At 60.6% G+C, this 26,350-nt stretch carries 12 protein-coding genes and 1 pseudogene; 11 read left to right on the top strand and 2 right to left on the bottom strand.

Features of this window, described 5'->3' with window-relative positions; translation table 11 throughout:
• Positions 1-96: 96 nt before the first annotated feature.
• On the bottom strand, positions 97-1,764 hold the full coding sequence (locus GWQ22_RS12530) for a methyl-accepting chemotaxis protein (protein WP_275930500.1): 1,668 nt from the start codon (positions 1,762-1,764) through the stop codon (positions 97-99).
• Between the two features lie 129 nt (positions 1,765-1,893).
• Between GWQ22_RS12530 and GWQ22_RS12525 the strand changes: the two genes are divergently transcribed.
• From GWQ22_RS12525 to glpC, 4 genes are all read left to right on the top strand, one after another.
• Positions 1,894-2,349: a YchJ family protein gene (locus GWQ22_RS12525; RefSeq protein WP_275930499.1), complete on the top strand. Its 456-nt coding sequence runs from the start codon at positions 1,894-1,896 to the stop codon at positions 2,347-2,349.
• Positions 2,350-2,543: 194 nt separating this feature from the next.
• Positions 2,544-4,238 carry an anaerobic glycerol-3-phosphate dehydrogenase subunit A gene (gene glpA, locus GWQ22_RS12520; RefSeq protein ID WP_275930498.1) on the top strand — a complete coding sequence of 565 codons (1,695 nt, stop codon included), beginning with the start codon at positions 2,544-2,546 and terminating at the stop codon, positions 4,236-4,238.
• The gene (glpB, locus tag GWQ22_RS12515) at positions 4,235-5,512 is read left to right on the top strand and encodes a glycerol-3-phosphate dehydrogenase subunit GlpB (RefSeq protein WP_275930497.1); all 1,278 of its coding nucleotides are present in this window, start codon (positions 4,235-4,237) and stop codon (positions 5,510-5,512) included. Before glpA ends, glpB begins: the two co-directional genes overlap by 4 nt.
• Positions 5,513-5,615: 103 nt before the next feature.
• Entirely contained in the window at positions 5,616-6,818 is a 1,203-nt protein-coding gene (gene glpC, locus GWQ22_RS12510; RefSeq protein WP_042034214.1) for an anaerobic glycerol-3-phosphate dehydrogenase subunit GlpC, read from the top strand.
• 171 nt (positions 6,819-6,989) lie between these two features.
• Here glpC and GWQ22_RS12505 read toward each other — a convergent pair whose 3' ends face one another.
• The gene (locus tag GWQ22_RS12505; RefSeq protein ID WP_275930496.1) at positions 6,990-17,684 is read right to left on the bottom strand and encodes a retention module-containing protein; all 10,695 of its coding nucleotides are present in this window, start codon (positions 17,682-17,684) and stop codon (positions 6,990-6,992) included.
• Positions 17,685-18,400: 716 nt separating this feature from the next.
• On the opposite strand from GWQ22_RS12505, the gene nrfA reads away from it, so the two are divergent.
• From nrfA to nrfF, 7 genes and pseudogenes are all read left to right on the top strand, one after another.
• On the top strand, positions 18,401-19,843 hold the full coding sequence (gene nrfA, locus GWQ22_RS12500; RefSeq protein ID WP_275930509.1) for an ammonia-forming nitrite reductase cytochrome c552 subunit: 1,443 nt from the start codon (positions 18,401-18,403) through the stop codon (positions 19,841-19,843).
• A 51-nt stretch (positions 19,844-19,894) separates the two neighbouring features.
• On the top strand, positions 19,895-20,539 hold the full coding sequence (gene nrfB, locus GWQ22_RS12495) for a cytochrome c nitrite reductase pentaheme subunit (protein ID WP_275930495.1): 645 nt from the start codon (positions 19,895-19,897) through the stop codon (positions 20,537-20,539).
• A complete protein-coding gene (locus GWQ22_RS12490) occupies positions 20,536-21,210 on the top strand; it encodes a 4Fe-4S dicluster domain-containing protein (RefSeq protein WP_275930494.1) in 675 nt (224 codons plus the stop codon). Before nrfB ends, GWQ22_RS12490 begins: the two co-directional genes overlap by 4 nt.
• An 87-nt stretch (positions 21,211-21,297) precedes the next feature.
• On the top strand, positions 21,298-22,251 hold the full coding sequence (nrfD, locus tag GWQ22_RS12485) for a cytochrome c nitrite reductase subunit NrfD (protein ID WP_275930493.1): 954 nt from the start codon (positions 21,298-21,300) through the stop codon (positions 22,249-22,251).
• A 179-nt stretch (positions 22,252-22,430) separates the two neighbouring features.
• Positions 22,431-24,399, top strand: a pseudogene (nrfE, locus tag GWQ22_RS12480) (heme lyase NrfEFG subunit NrfE).
• Positions 24,396-24,947, top strand: a complete 552-nt coding sequence (locus GWQ22_RS12475) for a DsbE family thiol:disulfide interchange protein (protein WP_275930492.1) — start codon at positions 24,396-24,398, stop codon at positions 24,945-24,947. Before nrfE ends, GWQ22_RS12475 begins: the two are co-directional and overlap by 4 nt.
• A gap of 86 nt (positions 24,948-25,033) precedes the next feature.
• A complete protein-coding gene (gene nrfF / locus GWQ22_RS12470) occupies positions 25,034-26,200 on the top strand; it encodes a heme lyase NrfEFG subunit NrfF (protein ID WP_275930508.1) in 1,167 nt (388 codons plus the stop codon).
• Positions 26,201-26,350 lie beyond the last annotated feature (150 nt).

Below are 26,350 nucleotides of genomic sequence, written 5' to 3'. Positions count from 1 at the left end.
GTTAACGAAAAGAGCGGATGGTGACAATTTTCCCACATTCTCCGCCAATCCCCAAATTTGCCGTCTGGAAATCACGTCCAGACGGCAAAAATGCGATCAGTAGCGGAATTGGGAGACAAGTTTGCGCAATTTGTCACCCGTGCTGGCCAGGTCGCGGGTGGTACTGTTGGACGCCACAGCCGCATCGGTCAGCTCGCTGACGATCTGCTGTATGGCCACCAGGTTCTTGTTGATCTCCTCGGAGACCGCATGTTGCTCCTCGGCCGCCGTCGCTATCTGTATGTTCATATCATTGATGGTGCTGACCGCCATCACCATGCTGTCGAGTGAGGTGGCGATATGGCTCGCCTCCTGTACCGTCTCCTGGCTGCGCTCCTCGCTGGCCTGCATCACGTCTACCGCCTGTTTGACACCGCTTTGCAACCGCTGCAGCATCTCGTTGATCTCCTTGGTGCTCTGCTGGGTACGGCCCGCCAGGGAGCGCACCTCGTCCGCCACTACCGCAAATCCGCGCCCTTGCTCGCCCGCCCGAGCCGCTTCGATGGCGGCGTTGAGTGCCAGCAGGTTGGTCTGTTCGGCAATGCCGCGAATGACCTCAACCACAGAGCCTATCTTGCCGGTCTCGTGCGCCAGCTGCTCGATAACGCCGGAGGCGGTATGCACCTCGTCCACCAGTCGGTTGATGCTGTTGATGGCGGAATCCACCACCCCACGGGCGGCATCGGATTCGCGCGCCGCGTCGCTGGTAGCAGTGGCTGCGTTGGAGGCGCTGGCCGCCACTTCCTGAGCGGTGGAGCTCATCTCGGTCACGGCGGTGACCACCTGATCCGTCTCCCGGCTGTGGCCGTGCATCTGATGGTCATAGTGCTCGCTCAGGTGGTGCAGCTTCTCCACCGCACTGAAGAGATGATTGCTGGTCTCCCCCACCTGACTCACCACCGACTGGATCCGCTCGACGAAGCGGTTGAAGGCGGTGGCCAGCTGGCCAATCTCGTCATGACTCTGCACCTTGAGGCGCTGGGTCAAATCCCCCTCCCCGTCGGCGATGTCATTGAGGGCCGATACCGCATCCGCCAGCGGTCGGGTGACCCGATTGCCGATCAGCACTGTCACTGCCAGGGTTATTCCCAGGATCACCAGGATCAACAGCACGCTGCTTTGCAAGGAGTTGTGCATGTTGCTCTCACGCTCGGCGCGCAGCGCCGCCAGCTCGTTGTCGATGTCATCGATGTAAAAACCCGTGCCGATGACCCACTGATACTTGTCGAGCACCAGGTTGAAGGAGAGCTTGGGCACATCCCGCCCGATGGAGGGCTTGGCGGTCCAGTACTCGGAGAAGCCATCCCCCTGGCGCGCCGCCTTGATGATCTCCTGGATCAAAAGCTTGCCCTTGGCATCCTTGTCCTGCCAGCGGTTTTGACCCTCCATCTCGGGGCGGGTCGGCAGCAATACGGTATTGCCCTGAAAGTCATAGATGAAAAAATAGCCATCGCTGCTATAGCGCAATGGTCGCAGGATCTCGGTGACCTGCTTGCGCGCTTCCGGGGAGTCTGGCTGGTTATAGATCCTGTTGACGGCAGTCTTGGCGAGCATCAGGTAGCTGCTGAGCAATGCCTTGCGATCCTGGATCGCATTCTCCCGCGCCACCACCAGATCGGCTTCCAAATCACTCTTGAACATCATGTAGTTGCTGAGGTTGACCACCAGAGCCATCAGGAGCACGGGGATCGCTCCCAGCAACAAAATTTTCTGCTTTAGCGTCATCTTTCACATCCTTACAGCTGTCTTTATTGGTGTTTCGTTCCTACCTAGCCAGTATAGGGCGCTGGTCGGCAGGGACCCGCTTTCGCTACAATCCCCGCACCTCCTCTATCGACCCTGATGGGCTGACATATGAAAAAATGTCCTTGCGGTTCAACTCTTTCTTTCGAACTGTGCTGTGGATCACTGCACCAGGGGGCCGAGGCGCAGACCCCGGAGCAGCTGATGCGCTCCCGTTACAGCGCCTTCGTGCTGGGACTGGGCGACTATCTGGTGCACAGCTGGCACCCTGATCATCTGGGGGGATTGACGGCTGATCAACTCTCCCACACCGACACCCGCTGGGACGGGCTGGAGATCCTCGCCGCCCAAGGCGGCCCTTCGGACAAAACCGGCGTGGTGGAGTTCAAAGCCTGGTTCAAGGAGGGGGATGAGCGCCACTGTCTGCATGAGCGTTCCCGCTTCGTGCGCCATCAGGGACGCTGGGTCTACACAGATGGCGAGCAGGATCCGGCACCACTGCAGGCTGGTCGCAACGACCCTTGCCCCTGTGGCAGCGGCAAGAAGTTCAAGAAATGCTGCGGTTGAGTGGCGGCTAACTCATGCAGAGGGGGCCCTGGTGGCCCCTTCTCTTTTAATACGGGAGTGTGACAAGAATCACGATTTGCTCATTATTTCGCACCAGAATGAGCGTTTACGAGCATTAATTTGGCCCATATCAAACATTTTCGGCCCGAGAGGCGCCACACTGGCGTCATCTGGAAGAGATGAGACGGTCAAGAATGAAAAGAATAACCACACAAGTCGTCATCATAGGGGGTGGCGCCACCGGAGCCGGCATCATGCGCGATTGCGCACTGCGCGGCATCGACTGCATCCTGCTGGAACGGGATGACATCGCCGCCGGCACCACCGGCCGCAACCACGGCCTGCTCCACTCGGGTGCCCGCTACGCGGTGACGGATCCGGAATCCGCCCGCGAGTGCATTCAGGAGAACCGCATCCTCAAGCGGATCGCCAGCCATTGCGTCGAGGAGACGGGCGGTCTCTTCGTCACCCTGCCGGAAGATGACATCAATTTTCAAAATACCTTCATGAATGCCTGCGCTCTGGCGGGCATTGATGCACGCCAGATGGATCCGTCTGATGCGCTGCGCCTCGAGCCCAACGTTAATCCGGCGCTGATCGGCGCCATTCAAGTGCCGGACGGCACTGTCGATCCCTTCCGCCTCGCCGCCGCCAACGTGCTGGATGCCAAAGAACACGGCGCGCGCATCTTCACCCACAGCAAGGTGCTGGGGCTGATCCGCACCCAGGATCGGGTCCATGGCGTCAAGGCCATCAACACCCGCACTGGCGAGGCGTTCGAGGTGGAGTGTCAGGAGGTGATCAATGCCGCCGGGATCTGGGGCCAGCAGATCTGCGAGTACGCCGATCTCGGCATCCGCATGTTCCCGGCCAAGGGTTCGCTGCTCATCATGGATTACCGCATCAACCAGATGGTGCTCAACCGCGCCCGCAAACCGGCGGATGCGGACATTCTGGTGCCGGGCGATACCATCTCCCTCATCGGTACCACCTCCAGCCGCATCGACTACCACAAGATTGACCAGCTCACCGTGGATCCTGAGGAGGTGGAAGTGCTGCTGCGCGAGGGGATTAAACTTGCCCCCATCATGGCGCGCACCCGTCTGCTGCGCGCCTACGCCGGGGTTCGCCCCCTGGTGGCGGTGGATGGCGACGAGACCGGCCGCAACATCAGCCGCGGCATAGTCCTGCTCGATCACAGCGATCGCGACGGCCTCAAGGGCTTCAACACCATCACCGGCGGCAAGCTGATGACCTATCGGCTGATGGCCGAGTGGGCCACCGACCTCATCGCCAAGAAGCTAGGCAACACCAAGCCGTGCCGCACTGCCGAACTCAGCCTGCCCGGCTCACGGGATCCGGAGAAGGTTTCCGCACCCGGTCTGTCGGTGCCGGTCGAAGGCTCCGCCCAATACCGCCACGGCGAGCGGGTCATCGCCTTCTTCCGTGACAATCCCAAGGCCAATGCCCTCATCTGCGAGTGCGAAATGGTCACCGCGGGCGAAATCGAATATGCCCTGCGCGAGCTGGACGTGGACAACCTCATCGACCTGCGCCGCCGCACCCGTCTGGGCATGGGCCCCTGTCAGGGTGAACTGTGCGCCTATCGCGCCGCCGGCCTGATGCAGGAGTATGGCAAGGCCGATGGCCGTCAGGCCTGCGTCATGCTGCGCCAGTTCCTGGAAGAGCGTTACAAGGGCACCCGCCCTGTGCTGTGGGGCGATGCCCTGCGTGAAGCCGAGTTTACCTACTGGATCTACGAAGGACTGTTTGGTCTGGGAGAGTGGACGGCGCCCCATCTGGTGGCCGAGCCCCCCTTTCCTCTCGACCCCCTGACCAAGACAGAAGACCACAGCCAGGCCCCATTGGCTCAAGGAGTGCAGTCATGAAATTTGACAGTATCGTGATAGGTGGCGGCATGGCGGGCCTCTCGGCGGCGCTGCGCCTCGCCGAAGCGGGTCAGAAGACGCTGCTGATGGCCTCTGGCCAGAGTGCCTTGCACTTCTCCTCAGGCTCCATCGATCTGCTGGAGAGCGAGGGCGATCCCCGCACCGCCCTGCCCGCCTTCATGGCCGAGCATCCGGATCACCCTTACAGCAAAGTAGGCCTGACCAACATAGAGGCAAGCCTCGCCGATCTGCAGCGCCACTGCCACGAGCAGGGGCTGCCCCTGTTTCGCCAGGAGACCAACCACCAGCGGCTGACCCCCATAGGCACCCTGAAATCCACCTGGCTGTCGCCCCACACCTGCGCCTGCCTGACAGATGCACCGGCCCCTGATGCCATCTTGCTCGCTACCCTGGAAGGGTTTCGCGACTTTCACCCGGCGCTCGCGGCCGCCAACCTGGCGACCCATCCACGCTTCGCCCACTGCCACATCATGACGGGCGAAATTCGCCTGCCCCAGCTTGCCGAATTCAGCCGCAATCCCCACGAGTTTCGCTCTGCTGACATAGCCCGCCTGTTTGACAAACAAAATTGCGACCAGCCCGATCTGCTGGCAGATCTGGCTCGCGAGATCTGCCGCATGGTGCACGAGAGCAGCGATCCCGGTTGCCGCCATGTTGTATTGCCCGCCTGCCTGTCGCTGGGGCTGGTCGGCCCCCGTCTGGCGGAGCTGGAAAAACGCACCGGCTGCACCATCAAGGAGGTGGCGACCATGCCGCCATCACTCATCGGCATGCGGATGCAAGAGGCCCTCAAGCGCCGCTTCCTGGCCCTTGGCGGCACCTTCCTCACCAGCGAACGGGTGCTGGGCGCCCGCTATGAGGGGGACAGTGTCATAGGCGTACACAGCCAGAATGGCGATGACCAACTGTTCGAGGCGGACAACTTCGTGCTCGCCTCCGGCAGCTTCTTCAGTCGCGGCCTCGAATCCCGGCTGCGTGGCATTCGCGAGCCTATCTTCAATGCCGATGTGCTGAGTCTGGAGGAGCGTGACGCCTGGGCCGGTCGCCGCCTGTTCGACCACCACCCCTTCATGGGCTTCGGGGTCAAGACGGATGACACGCTGCGGGTAATGCGCGGCGGCAAGCCGCTCACCAACCTCTATGGTGCTGGCAGTGTATTGGCCCATTACGACCCCATTAAAGAGGGCTCCGGCTCCGGTGTCGCCGTTGCCACCGGCTGGCAGGCCGCCTGCCATATTCTGGCAGGGGTGTGAGATGCCAACCCTGCATTTCCTGACTGCGGGCCGTTCGCTGCCCGCTCGACAACCCCATTGCCGCGTCCCTTGCGCTTTCAATCCGGCCCGGGAGGAGTAAATCATGCTACTGGATCACGCCAACCAAACTTTCGATCAGTGCATCAAATGCACCGTCTGCACCGCCTACTGCCCGGTGGCCAAGGCCAATCCCGCCTACCCCGGCCCGAAACAGGCGGGCCCGGATGGGGAGCGGCTGCGCATCAAGAGCCCTGAGCTGTTCGACAGCGCCCTCAAGTACTGCACCAACTGCAAGCGCTGTGAAGTGGCCTGCCCGAGCGGGGTGCGCATCGGCGACATCATCGCCAAGGCCAAACACAAGTACAGCGGCTTCAAACCCGGGATCCGCGAATTCGTGCTCTCCCACACCGATCTGATGGGCGGCATGTCCACCCTGATGGCGCCCGTGGTCAACTTCACCACCGGGCTCAAGCCCATGAAGCTGGTACTGGACAAGGCGCTGGGCGTCTCCTCCCACCGTGACCTGCCCAAGTATTCGCAAGGCACCTTCCGCGGCTGGTACAAGAAGCAGAAAGCCAGCCAGGCCCAATATGAGCGCCAGATAGCCTATTTCCACGGCTGCTACGTCAACTACAACCACCCGCAGCTTGGCAAGGAGCTGGTGCAAGTGCTCAACGCCATGAACATAGGCATGCAACTGCTGGAGCGGGAGAAGTGCTGCGGTGTGCCGCTGATTGCCAACGGCTTCATGGACAAGGCCAAGCAGCAGGCGGCCTTCAACATCAAGCAGCTGGAGAACACTCTGCTCGGCAACGAGATGCCGCTCTTGGCCACCTCCTCCACCTGCGGCTTCACCCTGCGCGATGAATACCCCCACCTGCTGGAGCAGGACAACCACAAGGTGCGCGATCGCATCTCGCTGGTGACCCGCTTCCTGTGGAACGAGTTCTACAAGGGCAACAAACCGGCCATGAAGCCGCTGGACCTGCACATCGCCTACCATACCCCTTGCCACATGGAGAAGATGGGCGGCGTCATCTATACACTCGAATTGCTGCGCGCCATTCCCGGGGTCAAGGTGACAGTACTGGAGTCCCAGTGCTGCGGCATCGCCGGCACCTACGGCTTCAAGTCGGAGAACTACGAGACCAGCCAGGCCATAGGTGAAGGGTTATTTGATCAGATAAACCGCCTCAAGCCTGATCTGGTCATCACCGACTGTGAGACCTGCAAGTGGCAGATCGAGATGAGCACGGCGTTTCGCTGCGAACACCCCATCCACCTTCTGGCTCAGGCGCTGGCATAAGGGACCACAGTGACAGATGGATATAGAGATGAGCACTCCGATTTCCGCTGTGCACACCTCATCCATCTGCTGGCCCAGGCACTGGTCTGATAACACAATCGCCCGCGAATGGATAAACTAAAGAGCCGGCAATCGCCGGCTCTACCTTTACTTGTTTGCATGTTCAGCGCATCAAGGGTGCTGGATGATCAAACTCTGGTTATCAAGCATGGACTGCAAGATATCGTGGGATGAGCTACTGGCAACATGCCAGCTGCTCAAGTCCACGTCCTTCAGGGTGATCTGCTGAGTCACCTGGCCATCCCCCGCCGGTGATACCGAGAGACTCACGTCGCTCAGCCCGCTGCTGCCGGTGGCCACACTGGCGGAGAGGTGATTGAGCAAGCCATCCACGCTGTTGTCGGTCACCCCGTGCAACATGTCAGTCAGATCGATCTTGTCCCCCTCTTCCGGGCGAAAGTCGGTAATGGTATCCATGGCAGGCAACGCCGCCGTCCCCTCATCACCACTTCCCCACACGAAGAGATCGCTGCCGGCACCGCCAGTCAGAATGTCGTTGCCTTGGCCCCCCCTGAGCACGTCATCCCCCTGGCCAGCCAGGAGCCGATCATCTCCACCGGAACCAAACAGCCAGTCACTCTGATCCGAGCCCTGCAGGTCATGGCCGCTCTGGCTGTGGACGATGACCGTATCGGACGGGGAACTGATGATAGCGCCACCCACACTGGACTCTGCACTCAGGGTCAGGGCGTGATCTCCCACCGGCAGATCCTTGAGATAGATCGGCACGGATTGATCCATCGGCAGTAGCCAGTCACCGTTGCTGTCAGCATGACCCACGCTCTGGCCATGCTCGTCCACCACCTGGCCGCCGCCCAGGTTGTGGATGCGAACGGAGAGCTCACCCGGCGCGGGGTTGACCACGCTGGCGCTCAGGTTGAGCGGTACCCAGGCCCCCTGCAGGGCGTGGATCTCATGGGCCCCCAGATTAAGGCGCGGATCGTCCGCCTCGGCGGTCACAGTAATGCCGATCTGGGCACTGTCGGTCAGCGCCCCACCCGACCCCGTGTTGCCCTGATCCGAGGTAGTGATGGTGAGATTGTCATCGCCCCAGAAATCCTTGGCTGGTTCATAGTGCAGCTGGCTGGCAAGCAGGTTATTGATATCGACAAGAGAACCCACCAGGGTGATCTCGCCGGTACCTGCACCCTGCACTCCCACGGCGCCGCTAGCACCCAGCAGGGTGAGCACACCGTGCTCGACCTGCAGCACCATGGACATGGGGGCAGTGCCTGCATCCACGTCCTTCACACTGATACCGGAAAGCGACAGCGAACCATCCTCTTTCACCGTCATGCTGCCCGGCACCTGATTGATCGGCGCGTCGTTGACCGGCTGCACTTCAATCGCCACCACATCGGTATCGCCAAGCGCACCGCCGCTGCCGGTATTGCCAAGATCATTGGTCACCATGGTGAGCTGATCCTGACCATTGAAGTCCTGCTTACCCTGATAAGTCACCCCCCCGGACAGCAGCGCATTGATGGCATCAAGCGACCCGCTAAGCACCAGCGTACCGGACCCGTTTCCGCTCACGGTCACCCCGCTGCCCGTAGCCAGATTGAGGGTACCGTGCTCGACCGAGAGGCGTACCTCAATGGGGCTGCTGCCCGCATCCACATCTTTCACCTGTAAACCGTTAATGGTATACGGCGTGTCCTCCTCGGCCACCAGCGCTGCCGCAGGCAGCACGTTGACAGGCGCATCGTTGACCGGGCTCAGATCCACATGGATGGTGCTATTGACCTCGGGACCAAGGGCGCCGTTGTCGAGACTCTGGGCCGTCACCTTGAGATCCAGCGTCCCGTTGGTGTCATTGGTCACCAGTTCAACAGCACCCAGCTTGCCGCCATCCGTGGTCACCTGCCAACGCCCCCCTCCCAGATCAACCACAGTGCCAGCAACGCCGTTTGGCAAGCGGATCTGGGCACCATCAGGTACCCCTTCGATAGTGACCCGCACCTGCTCCGGGCCATTCTCATGGACATTAGCGGCAGTGCCGCCGGTTACCTGGGTATCGTGGGTCTCTAGCCCCAGATCCAGGGTGATCACATCCCCTTCGGTGCCACTCGCCTTGTCCTGAATGTCGGCGATGATGACATCCCCCACCGGATTGACGGTGACGGTGAAGCTGCCGCTGGTCTCGAGCGGAATAGAGAGCCCCTTGTCCAGGGTAAAGGCGCTCAAGGAGAGATCCACGCTACCGCTGAAATCCGCTGGCGGGATCAGGGTCAGTTTGGAGAAGTCAGTCCCCACCGGGATCTGCCAGATGCCGCCGCCATTGTTGACCGCTGGAGCCGACAGCGTGAAGCCATCCGGTACCCCCTTGATCTGCAGCGCGACTATCTGTTCCGAGCCATCGTTGTCGACAAGGGCCGCGCCAAATCCGGCGAGGTTGACCGTGCCATCCTCATTGCCTGCCACATTGTGTACCGTGAGCGTGGCCGGGTCGTTGACCTGCTTGACCTCAAATTCCACATGCCCGTTCCAGCTGCCTTGCGCCGTGCCCGTGGTGGCGGTATCCAGAATATCGACCTTGATATCCAGCGGTACCTTGCCGCTAAAGTGCTCTTTTGGCACAAACATCAGATCCTTGAGCGCCGCCATATCGCTCACCACCAGCGTGGTCAGTGGCTGGTTGCCCATCAGGAAATAGCCAAACTTGGGATCGACGGTAATGGTCACCGTCTCCACAGTCTCGAGACCGCCATCCGCAATGCTCGGGCTGATATCGGCCAGTTTGACCGAGAGGTTGAGGTGAGTCACTGTGTCTTCAACGTTACTCGGCTGACCGTTCACGTCCCTCACCTGCAGCGTCAGCTCAGGGTGACCATCCTGGCCGCCGTTGATATCCACTTCGGGGGTGATGGAAAGAGTGACTTGCTTCTCGACTGTCTTGGTATCACCGCTCACCGTATCGGTGTTGACCAACCGCACATTGAAATGCAGGTTGTTGCCAGCATAATCCTCCGGCAGGGTCAGAGTCAGCCTGTCAAGGTCACTGAGGCCGCCCGGCAGCTTGATCAGATACTCGTTATTGACGAAGTCGAAGGTCAGCCCCTCTACATTCACCCCGGCTGGCAGACCGGTGATAACGATACTGAGTTCATCATCGCCCATATCCGCAGCGCCAAGGGTAACCATGTTCTTAAACTGGGCACCAACGTTGACTCCGTGATCTTCTACGCCGGTTATAGGGGCTCTGTTGTCAACATCGACGGTTGCTGCAACCTGATTTGACTCAATTTTATCTTTAAACTCAGCAGTGGCCGTCAGCTTACGATAAGCCGGCATACTGACATCATGTTCATTGTTATCGCCAAGATCGATCACTTGGGCACTCACCTTGAAGGTGACTGTACCACCAGGATAACCTCCAGGAGCGTGTAAAGAATAATGGCCAAGCGAGCTACTCGGTACAGTCCAGTTGCCCAGACCATCGTTAATCCCCCCCACCACCACGAAACCGGGAGGCAACTCGCTTATCACCAGGTAGTTGATGGTCTCACTGCTGCTAAGATCCAGATCCTCAAAAACAAAGATACCGTTGAGCGGAATGTCATCTCCATCAGGACTGACCAGAGCCCCCCCGACTTGTACCAGATTGCCATCGAGTTCCACCACCGCCTGGATATCGACGTGCAGTTGCCCATCAATCACTTTGTTAGCCACCACACTGGAATCCACATCATACTGGGTCACGGTGACATGGCTTTGAATCGTAATATCCCTGTCACTATCTTCCGGCGCTTTCACCAACAGCTGCCCACCCTTGAGCAGGCTGTCGAGTTGAGCGGAGGTCAACGAGACATTGCCCCCACTGATGGCGATCTGGGTATCAACGCCACCTGCACGCAACCAGATTTGGTATCCATCTGCCACGCCCGATAGCGTCAGACCAGTCACCTGTTCGGCCTCATCGGTCAACACCGGATGCCAGTCGAGCGCAACGAACTGATCTTCAAGACCATGGCTGGTCTTGCTGTAGTGGGTCGCATCGATCTCCGGTTCAACCTTGATGTGCAGGGGCACCTCGAAGCTCTTGTGATCGCCATCGCTCTCGGTCACCACGACCTTGGCAATCAGATGCAGATCAGCGGTGCTATTGGGTGGCGGCTGGATCTGCAGATTGCCCAGATCCGACACATTGACCTGATACGTCGGTTTACCACTGGCATCGAGTCCGGCAAAGGTGAGGGTCAACTCATTGCCACTGGCATCGAACACCCGGGCTCCGTCTGGCAAACCACCCAACACCATGTTGAGACTTTCCGAGTGATCGAGAGGGGTCTCTACCCACTCACCGGATGCCAGTTTGAAGTTGAGCGGCGCCTTGCCATCTTCGGCCACCGTGATGGCGTACCCTGCGCCTTCAGACGCCCAACCTGTGCCGCCCAACTCGACGTGGGGTTTATCCACGACCCCAACCAAATCCACATGGATGGTCTGGGCGCCGGTCTCCTTCTCGTTGACCACTGTATGGATCTGGCCATTGGCATCGGTCAGCGTTGCGGTGTCTTTCACCACTCCCTTGATGGTGAGATCGAAATCGACGTTGCTGTTTTTCGGTGGTTCAAGCTTGAGCTCGCGAATGCGGTCATAGGGCACCTCGTAGTAGCCCGCCGCATTCTGACCCACCGCTACACCGCCAAGCAGCAAGGTTGCCCCGGCAGGCAAGCCGCTGATGCGGACAAACATCTGCTCGGAGCCATCGAGTTTGTCACCCAGCTGAGCCAGGGAGATCTTGCTACCCAAATCGAGCAAGATGTCTTCCTTGCCCTGAATATCACGAATGGTCAGCTTGGCATCATCCGCCTGCGGATTGACATTGATCACCACCGCCAACGGATCGCCGAGGGCTGTCACCTTGTCGGTCACCACAGGGGTATTCTCTGTGCTCACCGGTGTCACCACCAGCTTGATGTCACCGCTGTAGTCCTTACCGGGCACCACAATTATCTTGTTGATGTCGCCGCCAGCAACGGTGTAGAGGCCGTTTGCCCCCGGGGTGAGCACCTTGCCATTCAGGGTCAGGCTGCCCTGGCCCAACTCCCACTTGATCTGGTAGCTCAGGGTTTCGGAGCCATCGGTGTCGGTGAGCGCGGCCTTCACATTTAGAGCGATGCCGGTGCTGTCCTCATTGGTGCTGTAGTGCTGATTCGTGCTCGCCCCATCCCAGAGCGGCTTGTCGGCAATGCCCTCTACCGTAATGTCCAGATTGCCGGTCAACACCGGGGGCTTGTTCCCCTCGGTGACGCCCACCTGTAATTGCACCGGGAAGCGCAGCGCGCTGCCCCCGTTGTTGTAGCTCGAGTAGTCATGATTTGGTACGAAGGTGACACCGGTCAGCTGGAACCTGTCATTGGTATTGGCCACCGCCACCATGGCCTCTGGCGGCACCTGATACCAGGTCTTGCCACCCTGGGTAATGGTGGTGAGTGCGATGCCGTTGAAGTAGAAGATGCCCTGGGCATTGGCCGGTGCCTGGATAAGCAACTGCTCCACATGCTCGCCCCGATCGAAGTCGCCTATATCCAGGTTCATGGTGATGGGGATCCCCTGGCCGGGATTGGTCGCCCCCGTATCCTCTTGGCCGGTGGCCGCGCTCACGGTGAGCTTGCCTGCCTCATCCTGGATGGTCAGGGTCAGGACCCCATCATCATTATCTCGGTCCCCGTCCACCAGATGAAATTCAATCTGCTGCACCAGCGTGGTGTTGCTGTGATCGATGCCCGATTTGGCGGTAAAGCTGTAGGTACCCTCGGCATTGATCACCAGAGTGCCGATGACTTGCCCTGTGCCGTCAGCCACCGCGATGGTAGTGTTGCCGCTAGCTGCGATGGGGTGTTCGGTACCATTGATGGTCACCGATTTCACCACCGCATCGTCCGCCCCCTCGCTGGCGGTGGCCAGCAGATCGCCGGTCACTTTCGCACCTTCATTCAGGGTCTTGCTCGCATCCACGGCCACGGGCACATCATCCTGCACGCTCACATGGCCAATCACTTCGGCGCTGAGGTCTCCGTCACTGTCTCGCGCCTGTAACGGCAGCTGGATATCCAGCAGATCCTTGCCCTGGACGCTGTGATCCAGATTGCCGGAGAGCTCGAAGGTATAACGGCCGGAGACATCCAACGTCAGCTTGAAGATAACCTTGCCCGCGCTGTCCTTGCCAAGATACACGCCCGGCTGGCTATCGGCGCCGATGGTGACCGCCTTGCCCCCCGACGTGAGGCTGTTGAGGGCGTTGAAACGTGCCACATCCAGTTGCAGAGAGACCACCCGGTCGCTCCCGGCGGCAATCGTCACCTGGCCGACGGCGACTTCGCCCATGCCTGACGGGCTGGTCCCCCCATGCTGGCCACCGCCACCATTGAGATCCGACTCCTTGACGGTCCCCCCCTCGACGTTGGTGATCACAGGATTGGCCGCATCAGAAATCACCGCAGTGGTGTTGCCGGTGGTCACACTGCCATCGCTATCAGTGACCTTGACTGGCAAAGTCAGTTCCAACTTGTTGTCGGCACCGTGATCCAGATTGGTATGCACCGTCACCTGATAGCCGATCTCCGCACTGGTGTGAGCGGCTATGCTGGCGGGGACGGTGGGGATGGACACAGTCATCACTACCAGACCGCCGCTGGTCACCGCCTGGAAGGTATGGCCATCCGTGCCCACCGCTTTCCAGCTCAAGCTCTCGCCATTGTGGGTAATGGGCTTGCCACTGGCATCCATGACCTGACCGGAGAGGGCCAACCGCACATCGACCACGGGGTCTGAGTCGGCCTGGATGGTGATCTTGCCGCTCGCCTGCTGGTCATCGGTGGCCAAGTTGGCGCCATCGAAACGCCCTTCGCCAAGCGTCACGCCGGTCAGGGTGAGGGTCGGTTTCTCCCCTTCCCCAATCGTGATATTGAGGGTGCCGCTGGTGCTGTCGTTGTTGCCGTCTGCCTTGTCGTAGTCGTTGACGATCACCTTGATGGGCAGCTCGGTCACGGCGTTGCCACCCTGATGAAGCCCCTGATAGAGGGTCACCTGATAGTCAAACCCGTTCTTGCCCGCCTGATCGAGGCTGCCAGTCAGCTTGACCTCGAACACCTCGACCCGCTGGCCATCCACCATCACATAACCTTTGAGCAACTGACTGCCGGGGATGGCGGGATCCCCATCAACCAGCTCGTATTTAACGCTCTGGCCGAGAGCAGTGAGAACCGGTTGCTGGTTGGCATCAGCAAAGGCCACTTCGGCCACCCGATCCGACCCGGCTTGCACATCGAAGTGGCCGGTTTGGCTCAGGCTGTTACTGCCGGTGAGGTCCCCCTCATCCAGCGTCACGTCAGTGCCAGCGATAAAGCTCGGCGCCTTGCCATCCACAATGGTGAGCGGCAGCGTGGTGCCGACGCTATCGCCATCCTGGTCAGCAAGGGTAACTGCCAGCGGCAGCTTGAGGGATTCGCTCCCCTTGTGGTCCAGCTCGCCACTCAGGGTCACCTTGGCGGTGACGCTCCAGTTGCCGTTGTTGTCGACCAGACTCAGCTCGGCGCGCAGCACCACCTGTCCACCGGCGGTCCCGACCAACTGACCGTTGGCATCGAGGGAGAAGGTGACCGGATTGCCGTGGCTGGTCAACCCGCTCAGGGTGCCCTGAATAGCGGTGATATCAAAACCAAGGGAGCTGAGGTCGAGGGCATCGCTACCGTGCGCCACCGAAAAACTCATGGTGCTGACGGCGGCCGCCTCACCTTGCGCCGTCTCGGTGATAGTGGTGCCAGTCACGGCAGAGATTGTCGGGTTGGCGCCATCGCCCACCGCGACTGTAAGGGTGGAGGAGACCTTGTCGCCATCACTGTCGAGCAGGGAAAAGTCCGCTTGCAGCGAGCTATTTGCACTGCCCTGATCAAGCTGCTGATGGAAGGTGACGCTGTATTTGCCGTCATCACCGAGGGTCAACTCAAACACCAGCTTGCCATCGGGGGTATGCCCCTCGATACGGTGATCGGCCACCGTGATGGCAACGGCCTGCTTGCCCGAGGTGAACCCTTGCAGCCCCGGCTGATTGGCATCGAAGGTGATGCTGGCCAACGGATCGCTGCCTACCGTGATGGCCAGATCGCCAGACAGGCTCTGCCCCAGCTGCCAGTCGCTATCTTCGCTCAAGGTGACCGAAACCGGATTCACTTGCGGCAAAACACCGTCGGTAATGGTGATATTGAGGGTGCCGAGGTTGCTCTTGTCCCCGTCAACGTCGCTGCCTTGTACCTTCAAACCGAGGTTGAGGCGATCGGTCGCCACCGGCTCGTCAAACACGCCGGTCAGAGAAACGCTGTATTTGCCATCCAGCTCGATGGTGACGGTGAGGATAGCCTTGCCCTGCCAATCCTTGACGATCAGCTGGTTGTCATTGACCTCGACACTGGTGGCCTTGCCCTGACTGGTCAGCCCGGCCAACGCCGGTTGGTTCGCATCAAAGTTGAGGGAAACCAGACGATCGCTGCCCACCGTCACCGGCAGCTGACCATCAATGCTCTGGTTACCCCCCTCTTGCAGGGCAATACCCTTGTCGATGCCCAATGCAGGATCACTGCCATCATTGACGGTCAGCGTCAGGTTGGCACTGGTGCTATCGCCGTCGATCTCGTTGGCGCTCACCTGCAAACCGAGGGAGAGGCTGTCACGGCCCTGATGATCCAGCGGCCCGGTGAGGGTGACGACCACCCGACCGCCCACATCGCTGCCCTGCTGCTCAGCCTTCAGCTCGGCGCGCAGCACCTCTACCCGTTTGCCACTGCCATCCAGGTAGTAACCCAACAGGGTGCGATCACCGGCAAATTCGAACGTCAGCGGATGGCCATCACTCCCCAGCCCGGCACCGTTTAGGGTGGCCAGGGTCTGGCTCTGGTTACTGAACACCAGCGAATCCACCAGCAGGGGATCGGCGGTGTGTTTGACCACAAAGCTGCTCTCGCCCACCACGGCGGCGCCGTTGGTAAAGGCATCTTCGGTCAGGGGAATGGCCGGGATGTCGAAGCTGGGCGGATTGCTGTCCACCAGAGTGAGCACCAACGGCGCCTTCACCAGATCGCCGTCGCTATCGCGATATTCGAGGTTGAACGGCAGGCGCAACGTGTCCTGACCGTGATCCAGACTCTGACTCCAGACGATGCGGTAGCTGCCGTCATTGTTGAGGGTCAGGGTGAAGACGGTCGAACCACCGGCGGTGGCGGTCAGGGTCTGACCATTGATGGTGTAGCCGAGAGGCACACCGTGGCTGACAAACCCCAGCCCTTCCAGCGCACTCTGGTCGGCAGCAAACTGAACTTGCAGATTGCCATCCTGACCGGCACCGGTATTGAGACTGCCGGTCGCGGTCACCGGGCCATCGGCCAAACCTGCTTCGGAGAGTGTCAGGGTCTCGCTCTGACCGATCAGCGGTGCGCCATCGCTTGCGCTGTTGCCCACCAAATCGGTGACGCTGGCGCGCACTTCAAAGGATTGATTGATGCCGGAGAGATCAAGGCCGCTCACCTGCCAGCGACCATCGGCCCCTACCAGCGCCGAGGTAGTCAGCAGCGGCTGGCCATTGCTGTCGACCAGGGTGATGGTGACATTCTGACCCGCTTCCACATTGCTGCTGGAACCGCTCAGGGTGGCGCTGTTATTGCCAAACAGGGCGGCGGTATCGAGATCATCGATGTCGATGAAGGCCTGGGTATCGACATTGATAACAAGGGTATCGCTGGCGCGGTTGCCGGCAATATCCACTGAATTGACCTGAAACTGGTACTGGCCATCGGCCAGGGTCTGCGGCAACTGATATTGCCAGTTACCGGCGGTATCCACCGTCAGGACTGTGAGCACGCTGCCGCCAAGGCTCAGGGTCACGGTGGCGCCGGGCTCCCCCTTGCCTTGCAGCAGCGGGGTATTGTCGCGGGTCAGATCATCGGTCTGACTGGCACCGCTGTCGCTCTCATCGGCGAGATCCAGAGTAATGGTGGTGATGGTATCGAGCAGGGTCTGGCCGGTGTCGTTGGCATTGTTGCCCGCCTGATCCTGGGTATTGGCCACAATCTGCAGCGGGCCATCCACCAGCTTGCCGGTGACATCGCCAAAGTTGGCCTCCCAGACCAAGCCAGGCAGCACCACGGTCGTTACTGTCAGTGAATTTCCCGCCTGGTCGATAAGGGTGACGGTGACCGGCTGGCCCACCTCCACATCGAACACAGTGCCGCGGATGATGACGCCCGCCGCTTCATCGGCATTGATGATGTTGTCGCTGGTCTGGGGGTCGGTGATGGTGATAGCGGCAAAGAGGTCGCGCTCTTCGGAAAACAGCAGCTCATCGCCCGCAGGTTGAGCTGTGTGATAGGTGTCGAAACCAGCCTCGGCCAGGGTAGCGTCATTGGTACGATCGACCACAACGAATCCGCCCGAGCTGGAACCGGCGACACCGCCGATATTACCTGCAGCCGCGGCAGCATTGCCCGCCGCGGTCTCCTGGAATTGAGCTGTCGGGTCTATCCCCTGGCGGATAGCCTCTTGCAACGAGGCCAGCTCCGGATCGGCCAGTTGCCCATCACCAGCGGGAGTGGCAGGCTCAGGTTTGGCGGCAACCGCTTGCTCACCAGCCGTATCACTGCCCGGCTCGGCTAGTTGAAAATGGCCCCCTTGGGCGGTTTGGAGGCGGTCCCCCGGCTGCAACACCATCCCCACCTTTGCGCGTATGACAGATCCATCTGCATTGATGACAAACACGGAGCCCTCGAGTTGGGTGATCACCTTGGACGTTTCAATTTGCAACTCAGCCATACAGCCTCCAGTACCATTTTACGCACTGATATCAGTATCAACCGGATACTCATTTGTTCAATAATCATACCGCACCCGGCAGCTTGGGTCTTTTCGCTATTTTCGACAACAAAAGCGATTAAATGGCCTTAACTGACAACTTTGTGCATCAGGCAAGGGTTCTTAAACAAAACAAGATTTGAATGGCCCCGCCTCCACCCCTCTAGTAACAGGCTTATTCGCTCGCATGTGAGCATTTCGGTCGCGTGGCGAGAAATTTGCCCAGCACCTCGATGAACTGACGACTGCTGGCGCGTCACATGGTTCGCACTCAACATGCCGAAATTGCATATTTAGTCAAAAAAAACACATTCGAAATGGCGTTGCAATCCGCGTTGTGGCAATGGCAAACGGGATTGGCAGCAACATGGCTCGTTCATGACGGTATCTGTCCCCCCTTACATCGGATGTTCTGCGGTGAACAAAGAGTTGAGTTTTCATAAAATTTAATCGAGATCTCATTTCAACGATCAATCCGGTGCACCAATTGATCTGGCACAACTCTCCTGCTGATAAATCATCATTAAATTTACCTATTTGATAGGGTAAGCCTCTAGAAATCACATATTGCGCGGTTTTATTCATCGCCAACCACACGTCTGCCCACCCCGCCCAATGGGGATGAAATCCACGCAACAAGATGGAAAGGGTCAGACCAAGACATTTATCTGGGAGTGATAAACGTGGGTTCACAACACAGGCATACCCAACTGGGCTTCGCTGCCCTGCTGCTAACCAGCTGGCTTGGCGCCAGCGGCTTTGCACAGGCTGATGAGGCAACCACCAAGGGCAAGATAGAGGCGCGCAGTGAGCTGTTCGCCAAGGATCACACCGATCAGTTCACCAGCTGGCAGGCCACCCGCGAGAGCGAGACGCGCACCGATGCGCTGGCAGAAGATCCCAATATGATCGTGCTGTGGGGCGGTTACCCCTTTGCCAAGGATTACAACAAGCCACGCGGCCACTTTTATGCCCTGACCGATGTGCGGGAAACCCTGCGCACCGGCGCCCCGAAAACTGCCGAAGATGGCCCGCTGCCGATGGCCTGCTGGAGCTGCAAAGGCCCGGATGTGGCCCGCGTCATCGATGAGAAAGGCGAGGATGGCTACTTCAAGGGGATGTGGGCAAAAGGTGGGCCGGAGATTGTCAACACCATCGGCTGCGCCGACTGCCACGACACCGCCTCGAAAGAGTTCAAGGAGGGCAAACCGGCCCTGCACCTCTCCCGTCCCTATGCCGATCGAGCCATGACCGCCATCGGCAAGCCGTTCAAGGATCAGGGACGCTTCGATCAGCAGTCTCAGGTGTGCGGTCAGTGCCACGTGGAGTACTACTTCAGCGGCCCCACCAAGGCGGTGAAATTCCCCTGGGACAAGGGCACCACGGTTGGGCAGATGGAAGAGTATTACGACGAGATCGGTTTCGCCGACTGGACTCATGCCCTCTCCAGGACACCCATGCTCAAGGCCCAGCATCCGGAATACGAGACCTGGCGCGCTGGCATCCACGGCCAGAACAACGTCGCCTGCGTCGACTGCCACATGCCCAAGGTGCAAAACGATCAGGGCAAGGTCTACACGGATCACAAGGTGGGCAACCCTTTCGATCGTTTCGAGCAGACCTGCCGCAACTGCCACACCCAGAGCAAGGAGATGCTGCAAGGCATAGTCCAGCAGCGCAAAGAGGCGGTGATCGAGACCAAGCTGAAGGTCGAGAAGCAGCTGGTGCACGCCCACTTCGAGGCCAAGGCGGCCTGGGATGCCGGTGCCACCGACGCCGAGATGAAGGACATTCTGCAGGACATCCGTCACGCCCAGTGGCGCTGGGACTATGCCATCGCCTCCCACGGGGTGCAGATGCACGCCCCCGAAGTGGCCCTCAAGGTACTTGGCAGCGCGCTGGACAAGGCCGCTGACGCCCGCACCAAACTGGCTCGCCTGCTGGCGACCAAAGGGATCAGCCACGAGATCGCCATCCCCGACATCTCCAGCAAGGAGAAGGCCCAAACCGCCCTTGGCATGGATATGAAACAGATGAACAGCGACAAGGCCCAGTTCCTCAAGACCACAGTCCCCGCCTGGGATGCCGAGGCCAAAGCGGCCGGACGGCTGGCACAGTAATGGCGCCTGCGGGCCCGACCAGATCGGGCCCGCAGCGGATGGAGGCTTCCTATGGGTGATTTAACGATGGATTTCTTACGACTGATGCTGATGGCAGCCATGCTGCTCACCAGCCTACAGGGTCAGGCGACCGAACCGGTTGCCGCCCCTGTTCCGGCCACACCTACCCCGGCCACACTGGAGGTGGAGTTTTTGCGCAATCCCGATGCGGCCTGTACCGACTGCCACAAGGAGCAGGCCTACGGCATGCACGGCAAGCATGGCCAGGCAACCAACCCCAACAACCTGGCGCCGGTCACCTGCACCAACTGCCACGGCCTGCCCTCTCCCCAGCACAGGGAAGGGGTCAAGGATGTGATGCGGTTCAGTGACAGCTTCAACGACCAGCAAAGCGCATTGCAAGATAAGCTGAGCAGCGCCAACGACACGCAAAGCGATGAGGCTTACCCCATCACCGAGCAAAACGGGGTCTGCATGAGCTGCCACGAGCCCAAACCCCTGCGCGAGGCGCTCTGGGCTCACGACGTGCACGCCACCAAGCTCACCTGCACCAGCTGTCACCAGCTGCACCCGGCCAAAGAGCCCATGGCGGGGATCCCTGAAAAATCCCGCATCAAGCTTTGCGTCGACTGCCACAGCAAGCAGCATGAGGCGATCAGAGCCACGAACGCCGCCCCGGGCAAGGAGGCACAATGAGCTGCTCTCGCCGTCACTTCATAGCGGGGATGAGCGCGGGGGCCCTCATCATGATGACGGGGCCTGTTCGCGCGACTGCCCTCGCCCACAGCCAGACCATCAACGGGGTGCGCTATGGCATGATCCACGACGAGACAGCCTGTATCGGCTGTACCGCCTGCATGGATGCTTGCCGGGAGGTGAACCAGGTGCCGGAAGGGGTTTCGCGCCTCGAGATCATCCGTTCCGGCCCCGTCGGTGAATTTCCCGATACCGAGTACCGCTTCTTTCGTAAATCCTGCCAGCACTGTGATAACGCACCCTGCGTGCACGTCTGCCCCACCGGGGCCTCCCATATCAGGGCGGAGGATGGCATCGTCGAGGTGAACCCGGACTTGTGCGTCGGTTGCATGTACTGTCTGGCCGCCTGCCCCTATCAGGTGCGCTTTATCAACCCGGTCACCAAGGTCGCCGACAAGTGCGACTTTTGCCGCAAGACCAATCTGGCGGCGGGCAAGGAGCCAGCCTGTGTGGGATCCTGCCCCACCAGGGCGCTGGTGTTTGGCAATCTGGATGATCCGGGCAGCCCCATCGCACAGCGGCTGGTGAAGGAGACCAGCTATCGCTACAAGCAGGCGCTCGGCACCTCGCCCAAGATGTACCGCGTCCCCAAAGGGGAGATAACCTCATGACCATGCAAGCGGCATTTCACTTCCCTTCCCTTGTTTTGGGATTTGTCCGATCGCCATCTACCGCAGTAACAGAAGGAGGAATGGATCATGTGGTATGACGCCTTTCATTTCCCTTCTCTTGTCTGGGACTGGCCGATCGCCATCTACCTCTTTCTGCTCGGCATCTCCGCCGGCGCCACCACCCTTTCGGTGCTGCTGCGCCGCAAAGGGGCCGGTAGCGAGAGCGGCATCATCAAGGCGACCGCCATTCTGGCGCCGCTCAGCGTGATATTGGGGCTGCTCATCCTCATCTTCCATCTGGCCCGTCCCTGGACCTTCTGGAAGCTGATGTTCCACTACCAGTTCGACTCCGTGATGTCGATGGGGGTCATGCTGTTCCAGCTCTATATGGCTGTGCTGTTCGCCTGGCTGGCGGTGGTGTTCAGAGCCGATATTGAGACGCTGCGCCGCCGGTTGCTGAAAGAGAAGTTCGCCTTTGTGGATGGACTGATCGCCCTGTTGGCACGCGTTGAAACCTTGCTGGCACCGCTGTTGCTGCTGCTCGCCGTGCTCTTGGGGGCCTACACCGGCTTTCTGCTCTCGGCGCTCAAAACCTATCCGCTGCTCAACAACCCGGTGCTGCCGGTGCTGTTTCTGGTCTCCGGCATCAGCTCCGGTATTGCCGCCACCATCTTGCTGGCGGTGACCCTGTTCAGAGAGAACCACCACAGCCAGGGGGTGAGCTTTGTCCACCGCTTCGAGCGGCCGGTGCTGGCGGTGGAGCTGTTGCTGCTGGTCTGCTTCTTTACCGGCCTCTACTTTGGTGGCGGCCAGAAAGAGGTGGCGATGTGGGCTGCCATCGGCAGCGGTTTCTGGGCTCAGGTGTTCTGGGTCGGGGTGCTGGGGATCGGCATGCTACTGCCCCAGCTGCTCACCCTGCTGATGCCCGCTCGGCTACGGGAGAGGAACGGCCATCTGGTACTGATCTGCAGCCTGACCCTGATGGGGATCTTGCTGCTGCGCTACTTCGTGCTCTACGCCGGCCAGATGACAGTCGTATAACAACCCGTTCACGCTCCTGCAGCGAGGTCGTGATCCGGTTATTAAAGTGGGGGACAATCGCCAGCCGCCCTCGGGCGACTGGCGCTGATTTGTTTCCAAGCATGTGGATGTTATGCCGCAGCGCCGGTACGGTGCAGGCGCTGCGGCATAACATAAACGATTGATTAACAGGAGGTTTTGTGCTAGCGGAGCTTGGCTATCTCTCACTGCTACTGGCAGCGGTACTCTCGCTGCTGCAGGGCACCTTGCCCTGGCTGGGATTGCGGCTCGCCTCCCCGACCCTGCTGCGCAGCACCAAGCCGCTGGCGCTGAGCAACGCCATCCTGCTGGGCGCGGCCCTGCTGCTGCTCGCCAGCTGCTTTGCCCGGGATGATTTCACCGTCAGCTATGTGGCCCAGCACGCCAACAGTGCCCTGCCCCTTGGCTTCAAACTGGCTGCGGTGTGGGCTGGCCATGAAGGCTCCATGCTCTTTTTCGTCTTCGCACTGGCTCTGTGGGGGTCACTGGTCGCGCTCTGTTCAAAGCGGGTCGATCCGCTGATCACCGCCCGGGTACTGGCCATCATGGGGCTGATCGTGGGGCTCTTTACCCTCTATACCCTGATCTTCTCCAGCCCGTTTGACCGCCAATTCCCCGGACCGCTGGAGGGGCGCGATCTCAACCCCATGCTGCAAGATATAGGTCTTATCATTCACCCGCCCCTGCTCTATCTCGGCTACGTCGGCTTTGCAGTCAACTTCGCCTTCGCCATGGCAGCGCTCCATTCGGGCAGGCTGGATGGCGCCGTGGCCCACTGGAGCCGCCCCTGGGCGCTCGGCTCCTGGGTGTTTCTCACCGCCGGTATCGTGCTGGGCTCTTGGTGGGCCTATTACGAACTGGGCTGGGGCGGCTGGTGGTTCTGGGATCCGGTGGAAAATGCCTCCCTGCTGCCCTGGCTGCTGGGCACTGCCCTGCTGCACGCTCTTGTAGTCTGCGAGAAGCGCGGCGCCTACGGCCACGCCGTGCTGTTGCTCTCCATCTTCACCTTCGCCTTGAGCCTGCTCGGCACCTTTGTGGTGCGCTCCGGAGTGCTCACCTCGGTACACGCCTTTGCGGTGGATCCCAACCGGGGGCTCACCCTGTTGCTGCTGCTAGGGCTGCTGTTAACCTGCGCCCTCACCCTGTTTGCGCTGCGCGCCGACACCCGCGCCCCCTACGCCCGCTTCGGCTTACTGTCAAAGGAGGGGCTGCTCGGCAGCCGCCATCCTGCTGCTCTGCGTGGCCTGCGCAAGTGTGCTGCTCGGCACCTTCTACCCCATGGTGTTCCAGTCGCTCCATCTGGGATCGCTCTCGGTGGGGGCCCCCTACTTCAACACCATCTTCGTGCCACTGGCCCTGCTGCTGATGGGGCTGATGACCCAGCTGCCCCGTCTGCGCTGGCAGCAGCTTGCCGCAGGTTCCCGGCTCAACACCCTGTTGCCGCCGCTGTTTGGCCTGCTTGGCGGCGGGCTGCTTAGCCTTGCCTATCTGGAACAGGGATCTTTTTCCGGTAGCTGGAGCGGCATCCTCGCCAATATGGTGAGCCTCTGGCTGATGGCCAGCCTGCTACTCCCTTTCTCACAACTGACCTCACTTCGTGAGCTGACGTTCAAGCGGCTCGGCAGCTTGCTGGCCCACCTCGGGGTGGCGGTGTGCGCCCTCGGCATTGCCCAAGTGAGCCACCACAGTCAGGAAGGGGGCACAGTGCTCGGCGCCAACCAGCCCTACCGACTCGGCGCGTTCGAGTTTCGCTATGAGGGGCGAGAGCCGGTGATCGGCCCCAACTACACCGCCGAGCGCATCACGCTTAGCGTGTATAAGGACGGTAAAGAGGTGGCGCGGCTGACACCCGAGCGGCGCCACTACAGCGTGCGCACCATGAACATGAACGAACCGGGCATAGCATGGGGGCTGTTTGGCGATCTATACGTAGTGCTCGGCGAGAAGATGGGACCCGATGCCTATGCCATGCGGCTGCACTACAAGCCGCTGGTGCGCTGGATCTGGCTCGGCGGCCTGCTGATGATCGCGGGCGGCACCCTGCGCCTGCTCGCCCGTCGCCCCTTGCTTGCCTCCCATCCCATTGCGGTTGGTGCCTCCAATCTCCGGCTCGAACAGGAGGCGTTATGAGATCCCGCCTGCGCCTCTTTGTTCCCCTGCTGCTGACCCTGGGCCTCGGCGCCCTGCTCTGGCTCGGTCTCGGGCAAGATCCCTATCGTCAGGATGAAGCGACGCTGGGGCGCACCCTGCCTGCGTGGCAGAGCGACAATCTGCTGGATGGGAGTCCGATCCAGACCGCCAGCCTCAAGGGTGAGCCCTTTGTGCTTAACGTCTGGGCCAGCTGGTGCGTCAACTGCCGCGCCGAGCATCCGCTGCTCACCGAGCTGGCGGGCACAGTGCCCCTCTACGGTCTCAACTATCGGGACAAGGGTGACGCAGCCCGCGCCTGGCTTATCCAGGCGGGCAACCCCTATCGCGCCGTGCTGGCCGACCCCGACGGCAAACTGGCGCTGGAGCTCGGCGTCTACGGCACGCCTGAAACCTATCTGTTTGATGCCGATGGCGCCCTGCTTGCCCGCCACACCGGCGCGCTCACCAACGAGATCTGGCAGCGCCAGTTTGCACCGCTGCTGGCGCAGGCGCGGGCTGACGTGTTAGCAAGGGAGGCGAGACCATGAAGGGCATGACCTTGCTGCGTTACTTTCCGTTTTACTTTCTGTGTTACTTACCGCGTTTCTTGCCACATCTCCTGCTGCTCGGCCTGATGATCTCTTTCACGCCAGCAGCCACGGCCAGCGGGGTCGATACCTATCAGTTTCGCCATCCCGAGCTGCAACCGCGCGCGCAGGAGTTGGCCCGCGCCCTGCGCTGTCCCCAGTGCCAAAACCAGAATCTGGTGGAGTCCAACTCCTCCATCGCGCGGGATCTGCGACTCGAGGTCTACCGCTGGGTCGACGAGGGGCAGTCTGATGAGCTGGTGATCGCCCGGATGACGGAGCGCTTCGGCGATTTCGTGCGCTACGATCCCCCCTTCAAAGCCAGCACGGCGCTGCTGTGGGGTGGCCCCCTGCTGCTGTTGGGGCTCGCGCTGTTGACTCTGCGTCGTCGCCTGACGCGCACAGAAGTACGGGCCGTCCCTGTCGTTAAGGCCATCGTTGAGCCGCGCCATCAACCCGCCGCCGATCCGCGCAGCGAATTGAATCAGCTGATCATGCTTGGGGAGCAGGCCAGCCTCTCCCCCGCAGAGCCGCTCTATAGGGAGCTGACCGCCGCCCGCCTTGCCAATGCCACACCCGCCACAGAGTTGGCCCTGCGCGCACAACTGACCAACCAGCGTGACAATAGCGACCGCCATACCCGGCACGGGCGCGTCTTGTTGCTACTTGGCATCATGGCAATCGCTGCCGTTGCCGCCACTTACATGAGCAGCGGCCGCTATCAGGCATGGCAGGCCCATGCATCCCGTCCCGACCCGCTGGCAGGGCTAAGCCCACGAGCTCTGCAGGACAAGGAGCTGGGGAGTCTGCATCAAACCTTGCAGCGCAGCCCCGCCGATCTCAACAGCTGGGCGGCGCTCGGTCAGCTCTATCTCTATCGGGGCGAATATGACAACGCCCTGCTCGCCTATCAGCGCCTTGCCCTGCTGGAGGGGGGGGCCAGCGCGGCGACTCAAGCCGCCCAGGCCACCGTGCGCTACTATCAGGCGGGCCAGCAGCTTACCCCGGAGGCAACCCGCCTGCTGGAGAGCGCCCTCAAACAGGATAAAGGGGAAGTGAGCGCCCTGATGCTGCTCGCCGCCGATCACTTCCTGCACGGCCGCTACACCCGGGCCATTGCGCTGTGGCAACAGCTGCTCGATAGCGAGCGCCCTCGCATCAACCGTGCGGCGCTTATCGAGGCGATCCAGACGGCGAAAATGATGGGGGGATAACCCGGTTGATTGGGGGTATGTCGCTGTCTCTTGATCAGATCTTGATCCCCGAAGCCATCATCTCTTTGGCGGCAATAAAGCCGTCCAGTTTACTTTGCAGTGTTTGCCAGCCTTCCCAGAGTGAGCTCCAGCCTGCAATCCCTGTTCGCT

Origin of the sequence: Aeromonas sp. 1HA1 (genome assembly GCF_029237385.1) — a bacterium.
Taxonomy (GTDB): domain Bacteria; phylum Pseudomonadota; class Gammaproteobacteria; order Enterobacterales; family Aeromonadaceae; genus Aeromonas; species Aeromonas popoffii.
The sequence above is the reverse complement of the archived record's forward strand: the minus strand, read 5'-3'. Positions and strand labels throughout refer to the sequence as shown.